This window comes from Micromonospora peucetia, from assembly GCF_900091625.1.
Classification (GTDB): Bacteria; Actinomycetota; Actinomycetes; order Mycobacteriales; family Micromonosporaceae; genus Micromonospora; species Micromonospora peucetia.
In genome coordinates, this window is record NZ_FMIC01000002.1 from 6,134,507 (window position 1) to 6,160,375 (window position 25,869).

Here is a 25,869-nt window from a genome sequence, read left to right on the forward strand (position 1 = left end):
GCATGCCGATGTCGTTGCGGCTGGGCGTCACGACGTCTCCAGCTCGCGGTCGATCAGGTCGAAGATGTTCTCGGCGGTTGCCGACTCCAGGTCGTCGTCGCCGTCCGCGTCCGCCTGCCGCTCGGCCAGCCGGTCCAGCAGGCCGTGCAGCCGGTCGGTGATCCGGCGGAACTCGTCGTCGGTGGGGTCGAGACCGACGAGTGCGGCCTCCAGTCGGTCGAGTTCCCGGCCCGCCGACCGGTCCGCTGTCGTGGCCACCGGGGCGAACTGCCCGGCCAGGTGGTCGGCGAGCGCCGTCGGCGTCGGGTTGTCGAAGACCAGCGTCGCCGGCAGCCGCAGCCCGGTGGCCGCGCCGAGCCGGTTGCGCAACTCGACCGCGGTGAGCGAGTCGAAGCCGAGTTCCCGAAACGCGCGGGTCGGCTCGATGCCGGCCGGGTCGCCGTGGCCGAGGACGACCGCCACGTGCGACAGCACCAGGTCGCGCAGCACGCGCGCCCGCTTGTCGTCGGGCAGGCCGCGCAGCGTCTCGGCGTACGCCTGCCCCTCGGCGGCCTCGCCGGCCGCGGCCCGGCGGCCGGCAGGGCGGACCAGTTTCGCCAGCAGCGGGTGGACGGGAGCCCCGGCCCCCGCCACCCCGGTGATGATCTTCGCGGGCATCAGGGCCGCCCGCTCGGAGCGCCAGACCGCGTCGAACAGGGCGAGGGCCTCGTCGTTGGCCAGAGCGGCCATGCCGCCCCGGTCGAGCCGGCGGATGTCGGCCGAGTCGAGGTGCCCGGTCATGCCGCTGGCCTGGGCCCAGCGGCCCCAGGCCAGCGCGACCGCCGGCAGGCCGAGGGCCCGCCGGTGCTCGGCGAGGGCGTCGAGGAAGGCGTTGCCGGCGGCGTAGTTGCCCTGGCCCGGGCCGCCGAACACGCCGGCGGCGGCGGAGAAGAGCACGAACGCGGTCAGCTCGTGGGCGAGGGTGGCCCGGTGCAGGTTCCAGGCCACGTCGACCTTGGGCCGCAGCACCGCGTCGAGACGCTCCGGGGTGAGCGACTCGACGGTGGCGTCGTCGAGGACGCCGGCGGCGTGCACGACCGCGCGCAGCGGATGCCGGGCGTCCACCATCGACAGCACGTCCGCGACGGCGTCCGGGTCGGCCAGGTCGGCGGCGACGATCGACACGTCCGCGCCGAGCGCCTTGAGGTCGGCGAGCAGTTCGTCGGCGCCCTCGGCGTCCGGACCGCGCCGGCTGACCAGGAGCAGCTGCCGGGCGTCGTGCGCGGTGACCAGGTGCCGGCAGAGCAACGCGCCGAGGGTGCCGGTCGCCCCGGAGACCAGGACCGTGCCGTCGAGCCGGGGCGCCTGCGGAATGCTCAGGGCGAGCTTGCCGACGTGCCGGGCCTGGCTGAGGAAGCGGAACGCCTCTGGGGCGCGCCGGACGTCCCAGGTGCGCCGGGGCAGTGGCCGCAGCGCACCGCTTGCGAAGAGCGCCATCAGCTCGCCCAGCATCGCCGCGATCCTGTCCTGGCCGGCCTCGATGAGGTCGAAGACCTGGTAGCTCACGCCCGGGTGCTCGGCGGCGACGTGCCGCGGGTCCCGCTTGTCGGTCTTGCCCATCTCGACGAACCGGCCGCCCTCGGCGAGCAGCCGCAGCGACGCGTCCACGAACTCGCCGCTGAGCGCGTTGAGCACCACGTCGACGCCCCGCCCGCCGGTGCGGTCGGAGAACTCGTCGACGAAGTCGAGGCTGCGGGAGGAGGCGAGGTGCGTCTCGTCGAACCCGGTGGCGCGCAGTGCCGGCCACTTGCCGGGGCTGGCCGTGCCGTAGACCTCCGCGCCGAGGTGCCGGGCGATCTGCACGGCGGCCATACCGACTCCGCCGGCCGCCGCGTGGATGAGCACGGACTCCCCGGCGCGCAACCGGGCCAGTTCCACCAGGCCGTACCAGGCGGTCAGGAAGACCACGGGCACCGCGGCGGCATCCGGGTACGACCAGCCGTCGGGGATGCGGGTGAGCAGCCTGCGGTCGGTGACCGCGGCCGACGAGAACGAGCCGGAGAAGATGCCCATCACCCGGTCGCCGGGCGTGAGGTCGGTGACCCCCGGCCCCACGCCGAGCACCACGCCGGCACCCTCGTTACCCAGTACCTCCTGGTCGGGAACCATGCCGAGAGCCAGCACCACGTCCCGGAAGTTCAGCCCGGAGGCGCGCATCCCGACCAGGACGTGGCCGGCCGGCAGGTCCCCGGTCACCTCGGGGGCGGGCAGCAGGGCCAGGTTCGCCAGGGTGCCCTTCTCGGTGACGTCCAGTCGCCAGGGCACCTCGTCGGCGGGCAGCGACAGCGCTCCGGCGTCCCGCGCCCGGGCCAGCCGGGGCACCAGCGGCGCACCGTCGCGGATCGCGAGCTGCGGCTCGCCGGAGGCGACGGCCGCCGGAACCGCTGCCAGAGAGGCGGTGGCGTCGTCGGTGTCGAGCAGCGTGAACCGGCCGGGGTGCTCGGACTGCGCCGAGCGGACCAGCCCCCACAGGGTGGCCCGGGCCAGGTCGCGGGGGGCCTCGCCGGGAGCGGCGCCGACCGCACCCCGGGTGTGCAGGACCAGCCGGGCCTGCTCCAGTCGGGGCTCGCCGAGCCAGCCCTGCACCAGCGCGAGCGCCTCCCGGGCCGCGTCGTGCGCGGCCTCGTCGGCCCGGTCCGGGTCCGCGTCCACGCCGGACCGCAGGTCCAGCACCACGTCGGGTACGTCCCCGGACTCCTCGACCGTGGCGACCAGCGTCGCCAGGTCGGCGTGGCCCCGAACCGGGTGCCCGGCGGCGGCCAGCGTTCCGGCGAGGCCGAGTGTGTCGTCACCGAGCAGCGCCCAGCGGGTGCCTCCCGGCATCGCGTCGCCGGCCGGCAGCGGCGTCCAGTCCAGGTGGAACACCGAGGTACGCAGCAGGGCGGCGGCCTCGTCGGCCCGACCCGCGGAGACTGGGCGGAAGGTCAGCGACTCGACGGTGGCGACGGGTTGGCCTGCGGTGTCGGCGAGGGCCACCGCGACGGTGTCCGGGCTGAGCGCCCGCAGCCGCACCCGCAACCGGGTGGCGCCGTGGGCGTGCAGGGCGACCGAGCGGAAGGCGAACGGCAGCCAGCCCGTACCGGAGGTGTCCGTCGGGTCGCCGAGCAGCCCGGTGACGCCGCTGGCCTGCAGGGCCGCGTCGAACAGGGCCGGGTGCAGCCCGAACCGGGACGCGTCGGTGGTCGCCTCGTCGGGGAGGGCCACCTCGGCGTAGACCTCGTCGTCACCGCGCCACACCCGGCGCAGACCCCGGAAGGCGGGGCCGTAGCCGAGGCCGCCCTCGGCCATCTCGGCGTACCAGGCGTCCAGGTCGGCGTCGACCTCCACGGCGTCGGCCGGCGGCCACTGAGCCGGTACGACCGTCCGGGCGGGAAGGTGCGGCAGCAGCAGGCCCTCGGCGTGCCGGGTCCACTCGGTGTCGCCGTTCGCCTCGGGACGGGAGTGCACGGTGACGGTCCGCTCGCCGGTGTCGCTCGGCGGACCGACCCGCACCTGCACCTGCACCGCGCCGGCCGGCGGGAGCACCAGCGGACTGATCAGGGTCAGGTCGCCCACCTGGCCGGCGTCGACCTCGTCGCCGGCCCGGACCACCATGTCGACGACACCGGTGCCCGGGACGATCACCGCCCCGCCGACGGCGTGGTCGGCCAGCCACGGGTGGGTACGCACCGACAGCCGCCCGGTCAGCACCACGGTCCGGTCGTCGGCGACCGGGACGGCCGCGCTGAGCAGCGGGTGCCCGGCGTCCTGGAGACCGGCGGAGCCGACGTCGCGCACCCGGTGGGCGGGCGCCTCCAGCCAGAAGCGTCCCCGGTCGAAGGCGTAGGTGGGCAGTGTGACGGTGCCGGTCCCGGCGAGGACCGTGGTCAGGTCGACGGGCAGGCCGATGGTGTGCGCGGTGGCCAGGTTGGTCAGCAGCCGCGTCGGATCGTCGTCGCCGCGCCGCAGGCTGCCCAGCGTGTGCCCGGTGACGCCGGCGTCGTCCAGGATCGCCGTCACCGGCATCGCCAGCACCGGATGCGGACTGATCTCCACGAACGTCGTGTGGCCCGCCTCGATGGCGACGCGGACGGCCGGGTCGAACCGCACGGTCTGCCGCAGGTTCTCGTACCAGTAGTCCGCCGTCATCGAGGCAGGGTCGACCCAGTCCCCGGTCAACGTCGACACCAGCCGGATGTGACCCTGCTGTGGGCTGACGTCAGCCAGGTCGGCACGCAACCGTTCCGCGACGTCCTGCACCGCCGCCGAGTGCGACGCATAGTCCACCGGGATCAACCGCGCCCGCACCCCGTCGGCCTGACACGCCTCGACCAGGTCGGCGACCGGCTGCGGTGGGCCCGACACCACCACCGTCGACGGACCGTTGACGGCCGCCACCCCGACACCCGGGAACGCGGCCAACCGCTCGGCCACCGCCTCGGCGGACAGGTCCACCGAGGCCATCGTGCCGGTACCGCGCAGCACCGTCAGGGCCCGCGACCGCAACGCGACCGCCTTCGCCGCGTCCTCCAGGGACAGGATGCCGGCCACGCACGCGGCACCGATCTCACCCTGCGAGTGCCCGATCACCGCAGCCGGGGTCACCCCGGCGTGCTGCCACACCGCCGCCAGAGCGAGGCCGACGGCCCACAGCACCGGCTGCACGACCTCGACCCGCTCCAACCACGACTCGTCCTCACCTGTCAACACCGACACCAGGTCGACGTCCAGGTACGGGGCCAGGGCCTGCTGGCACTCGGCCAGGCGCGCGTCGAACACCGGTGTACGGCCGGCAAGGCCGGCGGCCATCCGCGCCGACTGCGCACCCTGCCCCGGGAACACGAAGACCGGGCCCGCACCGTGCGACGAGGCCGTGCCGGCGACCACGTTGCCGGCCGGCGACCCCGACGTCAACGCGTCCAGCCCCGCCAGCAGGTCCGCCACACCGGCACCGACCACGACGGCCCGCTGGTCGAACACCGACCGGGTCGCCGCGAGGGACCAGCCCACCGCCGCCGGATCCACCTCGCCACGCCCACCCACGAACTCCGCCAGGCGGGCCGCCTGACCGGCCAGTGAGGTCTTCGACCGCGCCGACACCGGCCACACCACGATGTCCGACGCCACGAGTGCCGGGCCCGCTCCGGCGTCGCCCGCCGCGTCTTCGTGGGACGGCTCGTCGGGCAGCTCGATGATGACGTGGGCGTTCGTGCCGGACATGCCGAACGACGACACCGCCGAACGACGCGGCCGGTCCACCGCCGGCCACGGCCGCGACTCGATCGCCAACTCGACCGCGCCGGCGGACCAGTCGATGTGCGGGGACGGCTCGTCCACGTGCAGCGTCGCCGGCACCATCCCGTGCCGCATCGCCAGCACCATCTTGATCACACCCGCCACGCCCGAGGCGGCCTGGGTGTGCCCGATGTTCGACTTGATCGAGCCGAGCAGCAGCGCCTCGTGCCCCTCCCGGTCCTGCCCGTAGGTGGCGAGCAGCGCCTGCGCCTCGATCGGGTCGCCGAGCGTCGTGCCCGTGCCGTGCGCCTCCACGACGTCCACGTCCGCGGTGCTCAGTCGGGCACCCGCGAGGGCGTGCCGGATCACCCGCTGCTGCGACGGCCCGTTCGGCGCCGTCAGGCCGTTGGAGGCACCGTCCTGGTTCACCGCGCTCCCCCGCACGACCGCCAGCACCTCGTGGCCGTTGCGCCGGGCGTCCGACAGCCGCTCCACCAGCAGCACGCCGACGCCCTCGCCCCAGCCTGTGCCGTCCGCGGCCGCCGCGAACGCCTTACACCGGCCGTCGGCGGCCAGGCCACGCTGCCGGGAGAACTCGAAGAAGGTACCGGGGGTGGCCATGACCGTGACTCCGCCGGCGAGGGCGAGGTCGCACTCGCCGCGCCGCAGCGACTGCACCGCCAGGTGCAACGCCACCAACGACGACGAACACGCCGTGTCCACCGACACCGCCGGCCCCTCCAACCCCAACGCGTACGCCACCCGACCCGACACCACACTCGCGGCGTTGCCCGTGGCCCCGAACCCTTCGGCCTGGTCCCCCGCAGCCATCAGCAGGGCCCCATAGTCCTGACCATTGGTGCCCACGAACACCCCTGTTCGCGAACCCCGTAGGGCCCCAGGCTCAACCCCTGCCCGCTCGACCGCCTCCCACGAAACCTCCAGCAGCAACCGCTGCTGCGGGTCCATCGCCGCCGCCTCACGCGGCGAGATCCCGAAGAAGCCCGGGTCGAACTCCGCCGCCCCGTGCAGGAAGCCGCCCTTGTCGGCGTAGGTGGTGCCGGGGTTGGCCGGGTCGGGGTCGTAGAGCCGGTCGAGGTCCCAGCCCCGGTCGGTCGGGAAGTCGCCGATGGCGTCGACGCCGTCCGCGACGAGGCGCCACAGCCGCTCGGGGTCGTCGACGCCGCCGGGGTAGCGGCAGGCCATGGCGACGATGGCCACCGGCTCGTCGTCGTCGACGGCGGCCGGGGTGGCGACGTGGGCCGACCCGGCGTCGGCGTCGAAGAGGCCGGCGAGCAGGAACCGGGCCAGCACGGCCGGGGTCGGATGGTCGAAGACCAGCGTGGTGGGCAGCGCCTGCCCGGTGGCGGTGACGAGCCGGTTACGCAGCTCCACCGCGGTCAGCGAGTCGAAGCCGAGGTCGCGGAACGCGGTGGTCGCCGGGATGGCGGCGGCCCCGCCGTCGTGGCCGAGCACGTCGGCGGCGAGTTCCCGGACCAGGTCGGCGACGGTTTCCTCCCGCCGGGCGGCGGTCAGCCCGACCAGGCGTCGGCGCAGGGCCGCCGCCGTGCCCTCCTCGCCGTCGTCGACCGGGGCGCCGCCGTCGAGGGCGGCCCGAGCCTCCGGTACGCCCTCCAGCAGCGGCCGGCGCCGGGCGGAGGCGTACGCGGGCGCGAACCGGGCCCAGTCGACGTCGGCCACGGTCACGGTGACGTCGTCGTGGTCGAGGGACTGCCGCAACGCGCCCATGGCCACGGTGGGGTCCATGGCGGGCAGGCCCCGACGGCGCAGGTTCCGTTCGGCGTCGGCCGCGTGCATGCCGCCGTCGGACCAGGGTCCCCAGGCGATGGCGGTGCCGGCCCGACCGTCGGCCCGCCGCTGCTGTACGAGCGCGTCCAGGTAGGCGTTGCCGGCCGCGTACCCGACCTGACCGCCGCTGCCCCAGGTGGCGGCGATGGACGAGTAGACGACGAAGGCGTCCAGCTCCCGGTCGGCGAGGAGGTCGGCGAGGTGGGTGGCGCCGGCGGTCTTGCCGGCGGTCACCTCGGCCAGTTCGGCCGGGGTGACGTCCGCCAGCGGGGTGGCCTGCGCGATGCCGGCGGCGTGCACGACGGTGCGCACCGGCGGGCCGTCGGCCTCGACCCGGTCGAGCAGGTCGGCGACGGCGGCCCGGTCGGCGATGTCGCAGGCGGCGACGGTGACCCGGGCGCCGAGGCCGGTCAGCTCGGCTTCCAGTTCGGCGGCGCCGGGGGCGTCCGGTCCGCGCCGGCTGACCAGCACGACGTGTTCGGCTCCGGCGCCGACGAGCCAGCGGGCGGCCCGGGCGCCGAGCCCGCCGGTGCCGCCGGTGATCAGCGCGGCGCCGGTGGGCGCGAACCGGCGTGCCGGTGGGCGGTCGCCGACGGCGGCGCGGACCAGACGGCGGGCGAAGACGCCGGGGCCGCGTACGGCGAGCTGGTCCTCGCCGGTCGATCCGGTGAGGATCGCGGCGAGCCGGGTGGCGGTCCGGTCGTCGGCCCGGGGCGGCAGGTCGACCAGGCCTCCCCAGCGGTGTGGGGCCTCGACGCCGACCACCCGGCCGAGGCCCCAGATCGCGGCCTGCGCCGGGTCGGTGACGCGGTCGTAGGAGGCGGCGGCGACCGCGCCCCGGGTGACCAGCCACAGTGGGGCGTCCAACCCGGCGTCGCCGAGCGCCTGCACGAGCGCGAGGGTGGCGGCCAGGCCGGGCAGGCCGGTGCCGCCGGCGGTGGAGGGTTCCCCGGCGAGCAGGGAGACGACGCCGGCGAGGTCGGCGCCGGCAAGGGACTCGGCGAGGCCGGCCCGGTCGGCGTCCGGGTCGACGGTCAGCGGCAGCAGGCTGGCGCCGGCGCCGGTCAGCGCCGCCCGGACGGTCTCCGCGGCCGGGTCGTCGGCGCCGTCGGCTGGCAGTGCCAGCAGCCAGGTGCCGGTCAGCCGGGCCGGGACGGGTTCGGGGGTCACCTGCCAGTCGGCCCGGTACCGCCAGCCGTCGAGCGCGGAGTGTTCCTGCCGCTGCCGCCGCCAGTCCGCGAGGACGGGCAGCAGGGTACGCAGCGACTCGGCGGCTGCCTCGTCGTCGACGGCGAGGGTGTCCCGCAGCACGTCGAGGTCGGCCCGTTCGACGGCCTCCCAGAACCGCCGGTCGAGCGCGCCGGTCCCGGCGGCGGCCCCGTCGGCGGGCGCCTCGGCCGGCACCCAGTAGTGCTGCCGCTCGAACGGGTAGGTGGGCAGGCCGACGAGTCGGCCGGGCCGGTCGGCGAAGAGGTCTGCCCAGCGCACCGGCGTGCCGGCGACGTGGAGCTGGGCGAGGGCGGCGAGCAGGGTACGGCGGTCCGGGCGGTCCCGGCGCAGCACCGACACGACCACGGTGGGGGCGGCGTCGGCGGCCTCGGCGAGCGTCTCCTGGATGGTGCCGGTGAGGACGGCGTCGGGACCGACCTCGACGAAGGTGCCGACGCCGTGGGCGCGCAGGGCGCGCACGCCGTCGGCGAAGCGGACCGCCTCCCGGACGTGCCGCACCCAGTATCCGGGGTCGTTGAGCTGCGCCGGGTCGGCCAGTTCGCCGGTCAGGTTGGACACCACCGGCAGGGTGGGGGCGCGCAGGTCGAGGCCGGCGGCGACGGCGGCGAACTCGGCGAGCATCGGCTCCATCAGCGGGCTGTGGAAGGCGTGGCTGACCCGCAGCCGCCGCACCCGCACCCCCCGGGCGGTCCAGAGTTCGGCCAGTTCGTCGATGGCCGCGCCGTCGCCGGAGAGGACGACGGCGGTGGGGCCGTTGACGGCCGCGACGGCGACCCGGTCGGTCAGCTCCGCGATCGACTCGGCGACCCGGGCCTCGTCGGCGGCGACGGCGAGCATCGCGCCGCCGGCGGGCAGGGCCTGCATGAGCCGGCCCCGGGCGGCGACGAGGACGCAGGCGTCGTCGAGGGTGAACACGCCTGCCACGTAAGCGGCGGTCAGTTCGCCGACGGAGTGCCCGGCGACCAGGTCGGGGGTCAGCCCCCAGGAGCCGAGCAGCCGGTGCAGCGCCACCTCGACGGCGAACAGTGCGGCCTGGGTGAAGACGGTCTGGTCGAGCAGGGCCGCCTCGTCGGTGCCGGGCCCGGCGAACAGCAGCGGCTTCAGCGGCCGGGGCAGCCGGTGGTCGAGGTGGGCGCAGACCTCGTCGAGCGCCTCCGCGAAGACCGGGTACGCCTCGTACAGTTCCCGGCCCGCGCCGGCGCGCTGGGCGCCCTGGCCGGAGAAGAGGAACGCGACCCCGCCGCGTTCGGCGGAGGCGCCGGTGACCAGGCCGGGTGCCGGCCGGTCGTCGGCGAGGGCGTGCAGGGCGGTGAGCAGGCCGTCGGTGTCGTCGGCGAGGACGACCGCCCGGTGTTCCAGGGGCGAGCGGGAGACCACCGAGGTCCAGGCGACGTCGGCCGGTCGCAGGGCCGCGTCGTCGGCGACGTACCGGGACCACCGCTCGGCCTGGCGGCGCAGCGCGCCGCGGGTGCGGCCGGTGAGCAGCACCGGTGCGGGCGCGGGGAGTTCCGGCCGGTCGGCCTCGGCGGGGGCCGGCTCGGGCTGTTCGAGGATGAGGTGGGTGTTGGTGCCGCTCATCCCGAACGAGGACACGGCGGCCCGGCGTGGCCGGTCCACCGCCGGCCACGGGGTGGCCTCGGTCACCAGGGTGACCGCTCCGGCTGCCCAGTCCACGTGCGGGGTGGGCTCGTCGACGTGCAGGGTGGCCGGCACGATCCCGTGCCGCATCGCCTGCACCATCTTGATCACTCCGGCGATGCCGGCGGCGGCCTGGGTGTGGCCGATGTTCGACTTGATCGAGCCGAGCAGCAACGGCGCGGCGTCGCCCCGCTCCTGGCCGTAGGTCGCGAGCAGGGCCTGGGCCTCGATCGGGTCGCCGAGGGTGGTGCCGGTGCCGTGCGCCTCCACCACGTCGACCAGGTCGGGGGTGAGCCTCGCGCCGGCCAGGGCCTGCCGGATGACCCGCTGCTGGGACGGGCCGTTGGGGGCGGTGAGCCCGTTGGACGCGCCGTCGGAGTTGACCGCGGAGCTGCGGATGATCCCGACCACGGGGTGGCCGTTGCGGCGGGCGTCGGACAGCCGCTCCAGCAGCAGCATGCCGACGCCCTCGGACCAGCCGGTGCCGTCGGCCGACGCGGCGAACGACTTGCACCGCCCGTCGGCGGCGAGGCCGCGCTGCCGGGAGAACTCCACGAACGGGCCGGGGGTGGCCAGCACGGTCGCGCCGCCGGCCAGTGCCAGGCCGCACTCCCGCTGGCGCAGCGCCTGGCAGGCGAGGTGGATGGCGACCGACGCCGACGAGCAGGCCGTGTCCACGGTGACCGAGGGGCCCTCCAGCCCGAACGTGTACGCCAGCCGGCCGGAGACCACGCTGGCGGCGGTTCCGGTCAGCACGTACCCCTCGACGCCGGGCGCCCGGTGCAGCACGGCGGCGTAGTCCTGGCCGGAGGTGCCGACGAAGACACCGGAGCGGCTGCCGCGCAGCGACAGCGGGGCGACGCCGGCCCGCTCGAACAGCTCCCAGGTGACCTCCAGCAGCAGCCGCTGCTGCGGGTCCATGGCGACCGCCTCGCGCGGCGAGATGCCGAACAGCGCGGCGTCGAACCGTCCCGCGTCGTGCAGGAACCCACCCGAGGTGGTGTACGAGGTGCCGGCCTTGTCCGGGTCGGCGTGGTAGAGCCGCTCCAGGTCCCAGCCCCGGTCGGTGGGAAAGTCTCCGATGGCGTCCCCGCCGGACGAGACGAACTGCCAGAGCTGCTCGGGCGAGTTGATGCCGCCCGGGTAGCGGCAGCTCATCGCCACGATCGCCACCGGCTCGGACTCCTCGGCGGTGACCTCGCGAAGCCGTTGGCGGGTCTGGTGCAGCTCGGCGACGACCCGCGTCAGGTATTCGCGCAGCCGCTCTTCGTCCGCCATGACATCTCGCTTTCTCGTAACACCACAGGTTGCGCGGGCGGCTCAGGAGAGCCCGAGGTCCTGGTCGATGAGGTCGAACAGCTCCTGGTTGCTGGCCACCCGCAGCCGGTCCGCCACCTCGGCGGTCTCCTCCCGGTGTTCCTCGACGGCGCCAAGTCGTTCGAGCAGGCTGTGCAACCGCATCGTGATCCGCACCCGGCCGATGTCGTCCGGGTCGCGCAGCGCGAGGGCGCTCTCCAACTGGTCCAGCTCCGCCAGGGTCGGCAGCGCCTCCACCGACGCCTCGCTGAGCAGTTCGGCCCGCAGGTGCTCGGCCAGGGCCAGCGGGGTCGGGTAGTCGAAGACCACCGAGCTGGGCAGGCTCAGCCCGGTCGACCGGGTCAGCCTCCCCCGCAGTTCCACCGCCGTCAGCGAGTCGAAGCCCAGGTCCCGGAAGGGCCGGCTGCTCTCCACCGCGTACGGGCTGTCGTGCCCGATCACCTCGCCCGCCGCGGTGCGGATCAGGTCCACCAGCACCCGGGACTGTTCGGCCTGCGACAGCTCGCCGAGCCGCTTGCGCAGCTCGGTGGCGACCACGTCGCCGTCCTCGGCGTCCGCCCGGGCCGCTGCGGCCTGGGCGGCCACCTCGGCGATCTCGCTGATCAGCGGCCGGGGGCGGGCGGAGGCGAACACGGGTGCGAAGCGGTCCCAGTCGATGTCGGCGACGGTGAGGGCGGTGTCGTCGCCTTCCAGGCCGGCGCGGAGGGCGGCCATCGCCGGTTCCCGGTCGAGCAGGGACACCCCGCGCCGGCTCATCGCCGCCGCGTGCGCGTCGGTCACCATGCCACCGCCGGCCCACGGTCCCCAGTTGACCGAGAGGACCCGGGTGCGTCCCGCCGGTCGCGACTGCGCCCAGGCGTCCAGGAAGGCGTTTCCGGCGGCGTACGCCCCGTGGTCGCCGACGCCCCAGACGGCGGCGATGGAGGAGAAGTGGACGACCAGGTCGAGCGGTTCCGGGTCGAGGAACTCGTCCAGGTGCCGGGCTCCGGCGATCTTGCCGGACACGACGTCGGCGAGTTCCGCCTCGGTCACCGCGGCGACCGGGTTGAGCCGTCCCACCCCGGCGGCGTGCACCACCGCGCGTACGGTCTCGCCGTCGGAGCGCAGGCCACGGACGAGATCCGCGACCGCGTCCCGGTCGGCCAGGTCGCAGGCCAGGACCCGGGCCTCGGCGCCGAGGGCGGCCAGTTCCGCCACCGCCTCGTCGGCCCCGGGGGCCGCCGTTCCGCGCCGGCTGACCAGCAGCAGCCGTCGCGCGCCGTGCCGGGCGAGCCAGGCGGCGGCGTACCGGCCGACGGCGCCGGTGCCGCCGGTGACCAGGACGGTGCCCGGCGGCTGCCAGTCGCCCGGCGCCTCCGCCCGGGGCGCGCGGGCCAGCCGCCGCAGGTACGTCCCGGCGTCACGCACCGCGAGCTGGTCCTCGTGCCCGGTGGCGGTCAGCGCCGCCAGGACGTGCTCGGCGGCGGCGGTGTCCAGGGTGGCGGGCAGGTCCAGCAGGCCGCCCCAGTGCCGGGGGTGTTCCAGCGCGGCCACCAGGCCGAGCCCCCACGTGGTGGCTTGGGCCGGGTGCACGACGGGGTCGTCGGCCGCGGTGCTGACAGCCTGCCGGGTGAGCAGCCACAGCGGCACCGGGGGCAGGGTGTCGGTGACCGCCTGCACCAGGGCGAGGTTCGCGGTCAGACCCACAGGTACGGCGGGGCGGTCGGGGTGCGGCCGCTCGTCGAGGGCGAGCAGCGACACGATCCGGGTCGGCGCGATGCCGGCGAGCTGTTCGGCGAGCGCCGTCCGGTCGGTCGTGGCCGGGTCGACGGCGAGCAGTCGGACGGTGCCGCCCCGCGCGGCGACGAGCTCGGCGAGCCGGTCGACGACGGGCTGGTCGATCCCGGTGTGGACCAGGGCCCAGGTGCCGTCGGTAGCGCCCGCGGTGAGCGTCCCGGGACGCCAGGTGATCCGGTACCGCCAGCCCCCGGCGAGGGTGTCCTCCTGCTGCTGGCGCCGCCACCGGTCCAGCTCCGGCAGCAGGTCCCGCAGCGGCCGGTCGGGGTCGAGGCCGAGCCGGCCGGCGAGCGCGTCGCCGTCGCCCGACGCCACGGCCCGCCAGAACGCCGAGTCGACGTCGTCGTGGGTGGCGGCGGGGGTGTCCGCCACCGCGTCCAGGGTCGGCCAGAAACGCTGGTGGGTGAATGCGTACGTGGGCAGGTCAACCGGCCCGGCGCCGGGCAGCAGCCGCGACCAGTGGACGGCCACGCCCTGGCAGTGCAGTCGGGCCACCGCGCCGAGCAGGGCGGTCACCTCGTCCTGGCCGGGCCGCTGCACGCCGGTCACGAGGACCGGGGCGTCCGCCGGCAGCGCGTCGGCGGTCAGCGCGGTCAGCACCGTGTCCGGCCCGATCTCCAGGAACCGGGTCACCCCGTTGGCGTGCAGGTGGGTGACGGTGTCGGCGAAGCGGACCGCCTCGCGCACGTGCCGGACCCAGTATTCCGGGGTGCAGAGCCGGTCGGCGTCGACGACAGCGCCGGTCAGGTTGGACACCAGCGGCAGCGTCGGCGGGGCGTACTCCAGGGTCGCCGCCACGGCGGCGAAGTCGGCGAGCATCGGCTCCATCAGCGGGCTGTGGAAGGCGTGGCTGACCCGCAGCCGCTTCGTCCGCACCCCGCCAGCGGCGAAGTGGGCGGCCAGGTCCGTCAACGCGTCCTGAGGCCCGGCGACGACGACGGCCGCCGGCCCGTTCACCGCGGCGACGGCGACCTGCCCGTCGGTGCCGGTGAGCGCCCGGGCCACGTCGACCTCGGGCGCGGCGACGGCGAGCATCCCGCCGCCGGCGGGCAGGGCCTGCATCAGCCGCCCCCGGTTGCCGACGAGCGTGCAGGCGTCGGGCAGGGAGAGCACGCCGGCCACGTGAGCGGCGCTGATCTCCCCCACCGAGTGGCCGGCCACGAAGTCGGGCCGGATCCCCCAGTGCGTGAGCAACCGGAACAGCGCCACCTCGACCGCGAAGAGGCCCGCCTGGGTGAAGACCGTCTGGTCCAGCAGGTCGGCCTCGGCGGTGCCGGGCTCGGCGAACAGCACCTGGCGCAGCGGTCGCGGCAGGTACGCGTCGAGGTGCTGGCACGCCTCGTCGAGGGTCTCGGCGAAGACCGGGAACGTCTCGTACAGGCGGCGGCCCATCCCGGCGTGCTGGGCACCCTGGCCGGAGAAGAGCACCGCCAACGCGCCGCCGGGTTCGGCGACACCCCGGGTGAGTCCGGGATGGTCCTGCCCGGTGGCGAGCGCCCGCAGCCCGGCGAGGGCGGCGTCGGCGTCGGCGGCGAGCACCACCGCGCGGTGCCGCAGCGGGGAACGTCCGGTGGCCAGGCCCCTGGCGACGTCGGCGGCGGGCGTCGGGTGCCGGGGCAGCCAGTCGGCCAGCCGCGCCGCCTGGGCCGGCAGGCCGTCCGCGCCGTCGGCCGAGACGATCCAGGGCAGCACCGGCGGTCCGGCGGGTGGTGCGTTGGCCGGGCGGGACGCCCCGGTGTCGGCGGGCGCCTGTTCGAGGATGACGTGCACGTTGGTGCCGCTGACCCCGAACGACGACACGCCGGCCCGACGCGGCCGGTCCACCTCGGGCCACGGCTGCGCTTCGGTGAGCAGCGCGACCGCGCCCGCCGACCAGTCCACGTGCGGCGAGGGCTCGTCCACGTGCAGGGTGGGCGGCAGCAGGTCGTGCTGGAGCGCCATCACCATCTTGATCACGCCGGAGACACCCGCGGCGGCCTGGGTGTGGCCGATGTTCGACTTGACCGAGCCGAGCCACAGCGGCCGGTCGGCGGGCCGGTCCCGCCCGTACGTGGCGAGCAGTGCCTGCGCCTCGATGGGGTCGCCGAGCCGGGTGCCGGTGCCGTGCCCGTCGACGACGTCCACCTCGGCGGCGGACAGCCGTGCGTTGGCCAGCGCCTGGCTGATCACCCGCTCCTGGGCGGGCCCGTTCGGCGCGGTCAGGCCGTTGCTGGCGCCGTCCTGGTTCATCGCCGAGCCGCGTACGACGGCCAGGATTCGCCGGCCGTCCCGCTGGGCGTCGGAGAGCCGCTGGAGCAACACCAGGCCGACGCCCTCGCCCCAGCCGGTGCCGTCAGCGGCCCCGGCGAACGACTTGCAGCGGCCGTCGAGGGCGAGCCCTCGCTGCCGGGCGAACTCCAGGAACGGTCCGGGGGTGGCCATCACCGTCACCCCGCCGGCGACCGCTACGTCACACTCGCCCTGCCGCAGGGACTGGCAGGCCAGGTGCAGCGCCACCAGCGAGGACGAGCAGGCGGTGTCGACGGTGACCGCCGGGCCCTGCAGTCCGAAGTGGTAGGCCAGCCGGCCGCTGACCACGGCGGCGGCGTTGCCGGTGGCCTGGAAGCCCTCGGTCTCGGCCCGTGCCGCCAGCAGCAGGGTGGCGTAGTCCTGGCCGTTGGTGCCGACGAAGACCCCGGTCTCGGTCGCCCGCATGTCGGCCGGCGCGGTGCCGGCGCGCTCGAACAGCTCCCAGGCGCTCTCCAGCAGCAGCCGTTGCTGCGGGTCCATCACCAGGGCCTCGCGCGGGGAGATGCCAAACAGGGCGGCGTCGAAGCCGGCGGCGTCGGTGAGGAAGCCGCCCTCCCGGACGTACGAGGTGCCGGGCCGGTCGGGATCGGGGTGGTAGATCGCCTCCAGGTCCCAGCCCCGGTCGGCCGGGAACTCGGCGATCCCGTCCCGCCCCTCGCTGACCAGTCGCCACAGGTCCTCGGGGCCGGCGACGCCGCCGGGGAACCGGCAGCTCATCGAGACGACGGCGATGGGCTCGTCCAACGCGGTGGCGGCCTGCACGGGCGCCGTCGCCGGGGTGTCGTCGCCGGTGAGCCGGGTGGCCAGGTGCTCGGCGAGGGCAGCGGGCGTCGGACGGTCGAACACCAGGGTCGCCGGCAGGGTCAGTCCCACCGCCTCGGCGAGCCGGTTACGCATCTCGACGGCGCTGAGCGAGTCGAAGCCGATCTCCCGGAACGACCGGTCCGCCGCCAACGCCTGTGGCGAGGGCAGCCGCAGCACCGCCGCCGCGTGGACCCGTACGAGGTCGAGCAGGACCCGGCGCCGTTCCGGTCCGGCGAGCCCGGCCAGCCGGCCGCGCAGCGGCGAGGCCGCCCCGGAGGCGTCGCCGTCGCGCTGCCCGGCGGCGAGCAGCCGGGCCACCTCCGGGACGTCGGCGATCAGCGGCCGGGGGCGGGCCAGCGTGTAGGTCTGCAGGAACCGGTCCCAGGCGATGTCCGCCACGGTGAGCGTGGTGTCGCCGTGGTCGAGCGCCTCAGCCAGGACGGACACCGCGAGGTCGGGGCGCATGGCCCGCACACCGGACCGGAACATCTGGTCGGCGGCGCCCTCGGCGTCGACCATGCCGCCGCCGTCCCAGGCGCCCCAGGCGATCGCGGTGGCCGCCCTGCCGCGCCGTCGCCGGTCCTCGGCGAACGCGTCGAGGAAGGCGTTGGCAGCGGCGTAGCCGCCCTGGTGCCCGCCGCCCCAGACGCCCGCGCCGGAGGAGAAGAGCACGAACGCCGACAGGTCGTCGCCGCACACCTCGTCGAGGTTCACCGCGCCGGACACCTTGGCCCGCAGTGCGTCCGCGAGTTGGGCCACGTCGGTGGCCGCGACCGGTCCGGCGTGGGCGACCCCGGCGGTGTGGAACACGGCGCCGATGCGGGTGCCCTGCCCGGCCAGCCGCTCGACGAGGGCCAGCAGGGCGTCGGGGTCGGCGACGTCGCAGGCAGCCACGGTGACCGTGGCGCCGGCGGTGCGCAGTTCGGTCGCCAGTTCGTCGGCGCCCGGCGTGGCAGGGCCCTGGCGTCCGGTCAGCACCAGCTCACCGACGCCCTCCCGGGCCAGCCAGCGCGCCACCTGGGCCCCGATCGAGCCGAGACCGCCGGTGACCAGGACGGCGCCGCTCTCGGGGCGCCAACTGCCGGTCGTCGTCCGGTCGGTGCGGGCCCGCACCAGTCGCCGGGTGAACACCCCGGAGGACCGCAGCGCCAACTGGTCCTCCGCGTCGATGCCGGCCAGCACGGCCACCAGCCGGGCCCGGTCCCGCGGGTCCAGCTCGGTGGGCAGGTCGACCAGGCCGCCCCAGCGGTCCGGGTGTTCCAGGGCGACCACCCGGCCGAACCCCCAGAGCATCGCCTGTCGGGGACGGTCGACCGGGTCGGCCCGGCCGGTGGAGACCGCGCCGGCGGTGGCGCACCACAGCGGGGCGGTGACCCCGGCGTCACCGAGGGCCTGGACCAGGGCGTACGTGCCGGCGAGGCCGGTCGGCACCACCGGATGGGTCGGGTGCGGGGCCTCGTGAAGGGCGAGCAGGGAGAGCACGCCGGCAACGGATCCGGGGGCGACGCCGGTGTGCCCGAGCCGGTCGGCCAGCGGCTGCCGGTCAGGGTCTGTCGCGTCGACCCGGACGACCTCGGCCCCGCCCTCGGTGAGGGCTTGGGCGACGCCGTCGACCAGGGATCGCTCGGCGCCGTCCGCCGGCACCAGCAGCAGCCAGGTGCCGGAGAGGGTGGCCTCCGGTGCGGTGGTCACCGGCTTCCAGGTCACCCGGTACCGCCAGGAGTCCACGGCGGACTCGTCGCGGCGGCGTCGGCGCCACGAGGACAGCAGCGGCAGCGCCGGGTCGAGGGACCGGGCCGCCGTCTCGTCGATCCGCATCGCGGCGGCCAACGCCTGCGGGTCGGCCCGTTCCACGGCCTCCCAGAAGTGCCGGTCCGCCTCGTCCTGACCGGCGGGGGCCGGGCCGGTCGGGGCCGGTGCCTGCGGCCAGTACCGCTGGCGCTGGAAGGCGTACGTCGGCAGTTGCGCCGGTGGCCCGGTGCGGACGCCCAGGATCGCCGTCCAGTTCACGGACACGCCGTGGACGTGCAGCCCGGCGAGAACCGTCAGCATCCGGAGCCAGCCCTCGGCTTCGGCGGCGTCGACCACCACGGCCTCGGGCGCGGTCCCCCGCATTGCGGCGGTGAGCACGGGAGCCGGGGCGGCTTCCAGGAACACCTGGTGGCCGTCGTCGAGCAGGGCGCGCACGACCTGACTGACGTCGGCACCCCCGGGCAGGCCCCGGTACCAGTTGGCGGCGTCGAGGCCGTCGGTGTCGACCTGCCCACCGGTCGCCGCGGAGTGCAGCGGCACCTCGGGCGTCCGGAGGGTGATCCCGGCCAGGTCCGTGGTCAGCCGTTGCGTCGCGTCCGGGTCGGCCTCGGCCCGGCTGCCGAGGACGATCGCCTTCGCCGCGTCCTCCAACGACAGTGCCCCGGCCACGCAGGCCGCCGCCACCTCACCGTGGGAGTGTCCCACCACGGCGGCGGGCCGTACGCCGAGCGAACGCCACCAGCGGGCCAGTGAGACCGACACGGCCCACCGGACGGGGTGCGCCACCCCGGGATCTGTCGGGTGCGGGGCGTCGTCCATGCCGCGCAGCACGGCGGAGAGCGACCAGTCCACCCAGGGCGCGAGGGCCGTCCCGCACTCGGCGATCGAGGCGGCGAACTCCGGTGACCGGTCCAGCAGCTCGACGGTCGTGGCGGGCCACGGGTCGCCGTGGCCGGGGAAGACGAGGACCGGGTCGCCGCCACCCTGCGGGGGGCCGGTGACCGTCGCGGCGGCGTCCTCGCCGAGGCGGAACGACTCCAGGGCCCGGGTCAGGCCGACGGTGTCCCGGCCGAGAATCACGGCACGGTGCGGGAACTCGGCCCGGGTGGTGACCAGGGCGTGCGCGACGTCGGCGGGTTCGAGCTCCGGGTGTGCCGCCAGGTGTGCGCCCAGCCGGGCGGCCTGTTCGCGCAGTGCCGGGGCGTCCGCGGCGGAGAGCACCAGGGGTGTGACGCCGGCACGCGGCCGGTCGGTCGCCTGGCCGTCGACCACGTCGGCCGGCGGCTGCTCGATGATCACGTGCGCGTTCGTGCCGGAGATCCCGAACGACGACACCGCCGCCCGACGCGGCCGACCCACCTCAGGCCACGGGGTGGCCTCGGTGGCGAGAGCCACCGCACCGGCCGACCAGTCGATGTGCGGCGACGGCTCATCCACATGCAACGTCGACGGCACCAGGCCGTGCCGCATCGCCATGACCATCTTGATGACGCCGGCCACCCCGGCAGCAGCCTGGGTGTGCCCGATGTTCGACTTCACCGACCCGAGCCACAACGGGCGGTCCGCCGGCCGGCCCTGACCGTAGGTGGCCAGCAACGCCTGCGCCTCGATCGGATCACCGAGGGTCGTGCCGGTGCCGTGCGCCTCCACCGCATCCACGTCGGCGGTGGTGAGACGCGCGTTCGCCAGAGCCTGGCGGATCACCCGCTGCTGCGACGGGCCATTCGGCGCCGTCAACCCGTTCGACGCACCGTCCTGATTGACTGCCGTGCCCCGCAGGATGGCGTGGATCCGCCGCCCCTCCCGCTGGGCGTCCGAGAGCCGCTGCACGAGCAGCACCCCGACACCCTCGCTCCAGCCGGTGCCGTCAGCACCACCGGCGAAGGATCTGCACCGGCCGTCCGGCGACAGACCCCGCTGGCGGGAGAACTCGATGAACGTCCCCGGCGTGGCCATCACCGTCACGCCACCGGCCAGCGCCAGATCACACTCCCCGCTGCGTAGCGCCTGCGCGGCCAGGTGCAACGCCACCAGGCTCGACGAGCACGCCGTGTCGACGGTGACCGCCGGGCCTTCCAGGCCGAAGGTGTACGCCACCCGACCCGACAGCACGCTGCCCGAGTTGCCGGTCCCGACGTATCCCTCGACCTCGTCGGCCAGTTCCATCAGCTGGGAGGCGTAGTCGTGGTACATGACACCGGCGAAGACACCGGTGCGGCTGCCCCGCAGGCGTGCCGGGTCGAGGCCGGCGGATTCGAACGTCTCCCACGAGGTCTCCAGCAGCAACCGGTGCTGCGGGTCCATCGCGAGGGCCTCACGCGGCGAGATACCGAAGAAGCCCGGGTCGAACTCCCCGGCCCCGTACAGGAACCCACCGTGCCGGGTGTACGACGTACCGGGATGGTCCGGATCGGGGTCGTACAACGACTCCAGGTCCCAACCACGATCGGCCGGGAACTCCCCGATCCCCTCGCCCCCGGCGGCCAGCAACGCCCACAACTGGTCCGGGCTCTCGACCCCACCCGGGTAGCGGCAGGCCATGCCCACGATGGCGATCGGCTCGTCGGATCCGGTCGTGGTCCGCACACCAGACGCGACGGTGCCGCCGGCGGTGCCGGCCAGTTCGGCGTGCACGTGGGCGGCGAGGGCCTGGGGCGTCGGGTGGTCGAACACCAGCGTCGAGGGCAGTCGAAGGCCGGTGGCCGCGTTGGCCCGGTTGCGCAGGTCCACGGCGGTCAGCGAGTCGAAGCCCAACTCGCGGAACGCCCGGTCGGCGGGCACCGCCTCCGCGCTGCCGTGCCCCAGGACCTGCGAGACGAGACCCCGGATCAGCACGTCGATCTGGGCCCGCGCCTCGGCGGGGGCCAGGCCGCTGATCCGGGTCGCCCAGGTGGCGCCCTGTCCCGCCTGGCGGCGGGTCGTGGTCGTGCCGAGCAGGGCGCGGAGCATCGGCGGCACCAGGCCGGCACCGGCTGCGGCCCGGAGGGCGGCCAGGTCGATCACGGCCGGCACCAGGACCGGTCGGTCGGCGGTCAGCGCCGCGTCGAAAAGCTGCAGCCCGGTCTCGGCGCTCATCGCGGTGACGCCGCCCCGGGCCGACCGCACCCGGTCCGCCTCGTCGATCGACGCGGCCATACCGGGGGTGTCCCACATCCCCCACGCCAGGCTCACCGCCGGCAGACCCGACTGCCGCCGGTACACCGCCAACCCGTCCAGGAACGCGTTACCCGCCGCGTACGCCGACTGACCCGGCGAACCCAACACGCCCGCCACCGACGAGAACACCACGAACAAGTCCAGATCAAGGCCCGCCGTCGCCTCGTGCAGGAACCAGCCCGCCGACACCTTCGGCGCCAGCACCCCGGCAAGACGCTCGGCGGTCACCCCCTCGACCACCCCGTCGTCCAACACACCGGCCGTGTGCACCACGCCCGCCAACCGACCGGCCGCGGCAACCTCACCGATCAGGGCGACGACCTGGTCCCGGTCGGTCACGTCACAGGCCACCACCCGCACCACGACGCCCAACCCGGTCAACCGCTCCGACAGTTCCGCGGCACCCACGGCGTCCGGGCCACGCCGCGACACCAGCACCAGCGACCGCACCCCGTACGACGAGACGAGGTGCTCCGCCACCAACGCACCCAGCGCACCCGTCCCGCCGGTCACCAGCACCGTCCCGTCGCCGACCACGGAGCCGTCCAGCGACGTCGGAGTCACCGCACGCACCAGACGCGGCACGAACACCGCGCCGGATCGCACCGCGACCTGACCGCCGTGCGCCACCGGCTCATCCGCCACCCGCGCCAGCACACCCAAGACCCCGGCGTCCACGTCACCGTCGACATCCGCCAGGACGATCCGACCAGGATGCTCCGACTGCGCCGACCGCAACAGACCCCACACCGCCGCACCCGCCAGATCGGTGACCCGATCCCCGGCACCGACGGATACCGCCCCCCGGGTCACCACCACCAGCCGCGAATCCGCCAGGGCGTCGGAGGCCAGCCAGGACCGCACCGTCGCCAGCACGTTCGACGTCGCCGCGCGCACCTCGTCGGGGCCGTTGTCGTGGTGGGCCTCCGCAGGCCGGACCGCGTCCACGCGGTCCGGTCGTTCCACACTGCCCGCCGAACCCGCAGGCACCAGCAGCAGGCGCGGCGTCGCGCCCGACGCCTCGGTCACCGTCGCGGTCAGCGTCCCGACGTCGGGGAACACCGGCAGGCCGGCGGAGAGCGGCGTGCCCACCAGCGCCCATCCGGAGATGTCCCCGGACGCGGTGACCTCCTCGGCCTGCCAGGTGACCTCGAACAACGACCGGGCCGCCTCGCCCGGGGACGACACCCCGGTCAGCTCCCGCAGCGCCAACGAATCCACCGACACCACGGCCGCACCGGCCTCGTCACAGGCGACCAGCCGCACCGCCGAACCCACCCGCGTCAGCCGGACCCGCAGCGTCCTCGCGCCCGAGGCGTGCACCTGCACACCCTCGAACGCGAACGGCACCCGCGGCCCACCCGTACCCGCACCCAGCAGCAGTCCGATCGGGTGCAGGGCAGCGTCCAGCAACGCCGGATGCACTCCGAACCCCGCCGCGTCACCGGCCACCTCGTCCGGCAACGCGACCTCGGCGAACACCTCGTCGCCGCCGGTCCACACCCGGCGCAGGCCCTGGAACACCGGCCCGTACACCAGATCGCGCTCCGCCAACGCCGGATACCAGCCGGCCAGGTCCACCTCGGACCCGCCGACCGGCGGCCACGTTCCCACGCCCGGCTCGTCGGCCGACGCCGGCTCCAGCAGCCCCTCGGCGTGCCGGACCCACTCCGGGTCGATGCTCTCCTCCGGCTGCGAGTGCACGGTCACCGACCGGGTGCCGCTGTCGTCGGCAGCCCCGACCCGCACCTGCACCCGCACCGCGCCGGTCGACGGCAGCACCAGCGGCGCCGCGACGGTCAGCTCCCGCACCCGCGACGCACCCACCTCGTCGCCCGCCCGCACCGCCAACTCCACCAGGGCGGCGCCCGGCACCACCACGGTGCCGGACACCGAGTGGTCGGCCAACCAGGCGTGCGTCGACGTGGACAGGCGGCCGGTCAGCACCACCATGTCCTCGCCGGCCACCGACACCGCCGCGCCGAGCAGTGGATGCCCGGCCGCCCCGAGACCGGCGCCGGACACGTCCGTCCACCGTCCCGCCGGCTCCAACCAGAAGCGCTGATGCTGGAACGCGTACGTCGGCAGGTCCACCTGCCGGCCGCCGCTCCGGCGCAGGAGGTCCGCCCAGCCGACGGTCAGACCGTGCACGTGCAGCCGGGCGAGTGCCTCCAGGACGGCCTGCGGCTCGGGCCGGTCGTGGCGTGAGACCGGGACCAGCAGGGGCGCGGGTTCGTCCTCCGCCCGCTCGGCGAGACAGTTCTGCGCCATGGCGGTCAGGACGCCGTTCGGCCCCACCTCCAGGTAGGTGTCGACGTCCTCGGCGCGCAGGCAGTCGACGGCGTCGGCGAAGCGCACCGTGCCGCGTACGTGCCGCACCCAGTAGCCGGGGTCGCAGAGCTGCTCCGCGTCGGCGACCCGGCCGGTCAGGGTCGACACCACCGGGATCGTCGGTGGCCGGAAGGTCAGTCCTTCGGCGACCGTGGCGAACTCGGCGAGCATCGGGTCCATCCGACCGCTGTGGAACGCGTGGCTGACCCGCAGCCGGCGGGTCTGCACGCCCCGCTCGGACCACATCCGCTGCACCTGATCGAGCGCCTCGACGTCACCAGCCACCACGACCGCGGTGGGGCCGTTGACGGCGGCGATGTCGAGCCGGTCGGTGAGCCCCGCGAGGGACCCGGTCACCGCCGCCTCGTCCGCGCCGATCGCGACCATCCCGCCACCGGCGGGCAGGGCCTGCATCAGCCGGCCACGCGCCGCGACCAGGGCGCACGCGTCGGCCAGGGACAGCACCCCGGCCACGTGCGCCGCCGCGATCTCACCGATGGAGTGCCCGGCCACCAGGTCGGGTACCACGCCGAACGACTCGACCAACCGGAACAGCGCCACCTCGACGGCGAACAACCCGGCCTGGGTGTAGACGGTCTGGTCCAGCAGCTCCGCCTCCGGCGTGCCCGCCCCGGCGAACATCACCTCACGCAGCGGACTCGGCAGCAACGGATCCAGATGCCCGCACACCTCGTCCAGAGCGGCGGCGAAGACCGGCCAGGTCTCGTACAGCTCACGACCCATGCCGGCACGCTGCGCGCCCTGACCGGAGAAGAGGAAGGCCAGCCGGCCACGCGGGGTCGACATCCCGGTGGTGACCCTGCCGTCCGGTTCGCCGTCGGCGAGGGCCCGCAGCCCGGTGAGCAGGTCGTCCGCGTCGCCGGCGAGGACCACCGCGCGATGGTCCAGCCCGGAGCGGCTGATCGAGGAGAGCGCGACGTCCACCGGGCGCAGGGAGTCGACGCGGCTGAGGTGGCCGGCCCACCGGTCGGCCTGCCCGGCGAGCGCCTCGGGGGTGCGGGCGGAGAGGAACACCGGCGTGAGCGGGAGCGCCATCGGTGCGTCGGCGACGGGCTCGGCCCCGTCCGTGGGCGGGGCGTCGTCGACGGGCGCCTCCTCCAGGATGACGTGGGCGTTCGTACCGCTGATGCCGAAGGACGACACGGCGGCCCGACGCGGCCGGTCGGCGGCCGACCACTCTCGCGCCTCGGTCAGCAGCGAGACCTGCCCGGCGGACCAGTCGATGTGCGGCGACGGCTCGTCGACGTGCAGGGTGGCGGGCATGCTCCGGTGCCGGATCGCCTCGATCATCTTGATCAGGCCGGCGGCGCCCGCGGCGGCCTGGGTGTGGCCCAGGTTCGACTTGACCGAGCCCAGCCAGAGCGGCCCGCCCTCGCCCCGGTCCTGCCCGTACGTGGCCAGCAGCGCCTGCGCCTCGATCGGGTCGCCGAGGGTGGTGCCGGTGCCGTGCGCCTCGACCACGTCGACGTCCGCCGGGGAGAGTCGGGCGTTGGCGAGGGCCTGCCGGATCACCCGCTCCTGGGACGGGCCGTTGGGCGCGGTCAGCCCGCTGCTGGCGCCGTCCTGGTTGACCGCGCTGCCCCGGACGACCGCCAAAATCCGCCGGCCGTCCCGGCGGGCGTCGGACAGCCGCTGCAACAGCAGCACCCCGACGCCCTCCGACCAGCCGGTGCCGTCGGCGGCGGCGGCGAACGACTTGCACCGGCCGTCGGAGGCCAGGCCCCGCTGCCGGGAGAAGTCGGCGAAGGTGCCCGGCGTGGACATCACCGTCACGCCGCCGGCGAGCGCGAAGTCGCAGTCCCGCTGGCGCAGCGCCTGCGTCGCGAGGTGCACGGCCACCAGCGACGACGAACACGCCGTGTCCACCGTGACCGCCGGTCCTTCGAGCCCGAAGGTGTACGCCACCCGCCCGGACACCACGCTGCCGGAGTTACCGGTGCCGATGTAACCCTCGACGCCGTCGGGCAGGTCCAGCACCCGGGACGCGTAGTCGTGGTACATCACCCCGGCGAACACGCCGGTCCGGCTGCCCCGCAGCCGCTGCGGGTCGATGCCGGCGTGTTCGAACGCCTCCCAGGAGGTCTCCAGCAGCAGCCGCTGGTGCGGATCCATCGCCAGGGCCTCGCGGGGGCTGATGCCGAAGAAGCCCGGGTCGAACTGCGGCGCGTCGTAGAGGAAGCCACCCTGGTTGCTGTACGACGTGCCCGGGTTGTCCGGGTCGACGTGGAAGAGCCGCTCCAGGTCCCAGCCCCGGTCGGCCGGGAAGTCACCCACTCCCTCGCCGCCCCGGTCGACCAGGTCCCACAGCTCGGCCGGGCTGGTCACCCCGCCCGGAAACCGGCACGCCATCCCGATGACGGCCATCGGCTCGCGGTCCTTGGCCTCCACCTCGCGCACCCGCCGGCGCGCGTCACGCAGGTCGGCAGTGGCACGCCGGAGGTAGTCGAGGAACTCTGCCTCAGTGGGCATCGGGCCACTCCGTATCAGGAATCG

2 protein-coding genes are annotated in these 25,869 nt (G+C 75.3%); both read right to left on the reverse strand.

The genetic code is table 11. From position 1 onward, the window contains the following. Positions 1–27: 27 nt before the first annotated feature. Positions 28–11,208 carry a type I polyketide synthase gene (locus GA0070608_RS27475; protein WP_091631568.1) on the reverse strand — a complete coding sequence of 3,727 codons (11,181 nt, stop codon included), beginning with the start codon at positions 11,206–11,208 and terminating at the stop codon, positions 28–30. 42 nt (positions 11,209–11,250) lie between these two features. Continuing rightward, positions 11,251–25,863, reverse strand: a complete 14,613-nt coding sequence (locus GA0070608_RS27480; protein WP_425413258.1) for a type I polyketide synthase — start codon at positions 25,861–25,863, stop codon at positions 11,251–11,253. Positions 25,864–25,869 lie beyond the last annotated feature (6 nt).

What these genes read in the sequence shown, in the direction of transcription:
- GA0070608_RS27475 (WP_091631568.1), bottom strand. Translation starts at nt 11,208, where the DNA reads ATGGCGGACGAAGAGCGGCTGCGCGAATACCTGACGCGGGTCGTCGCC.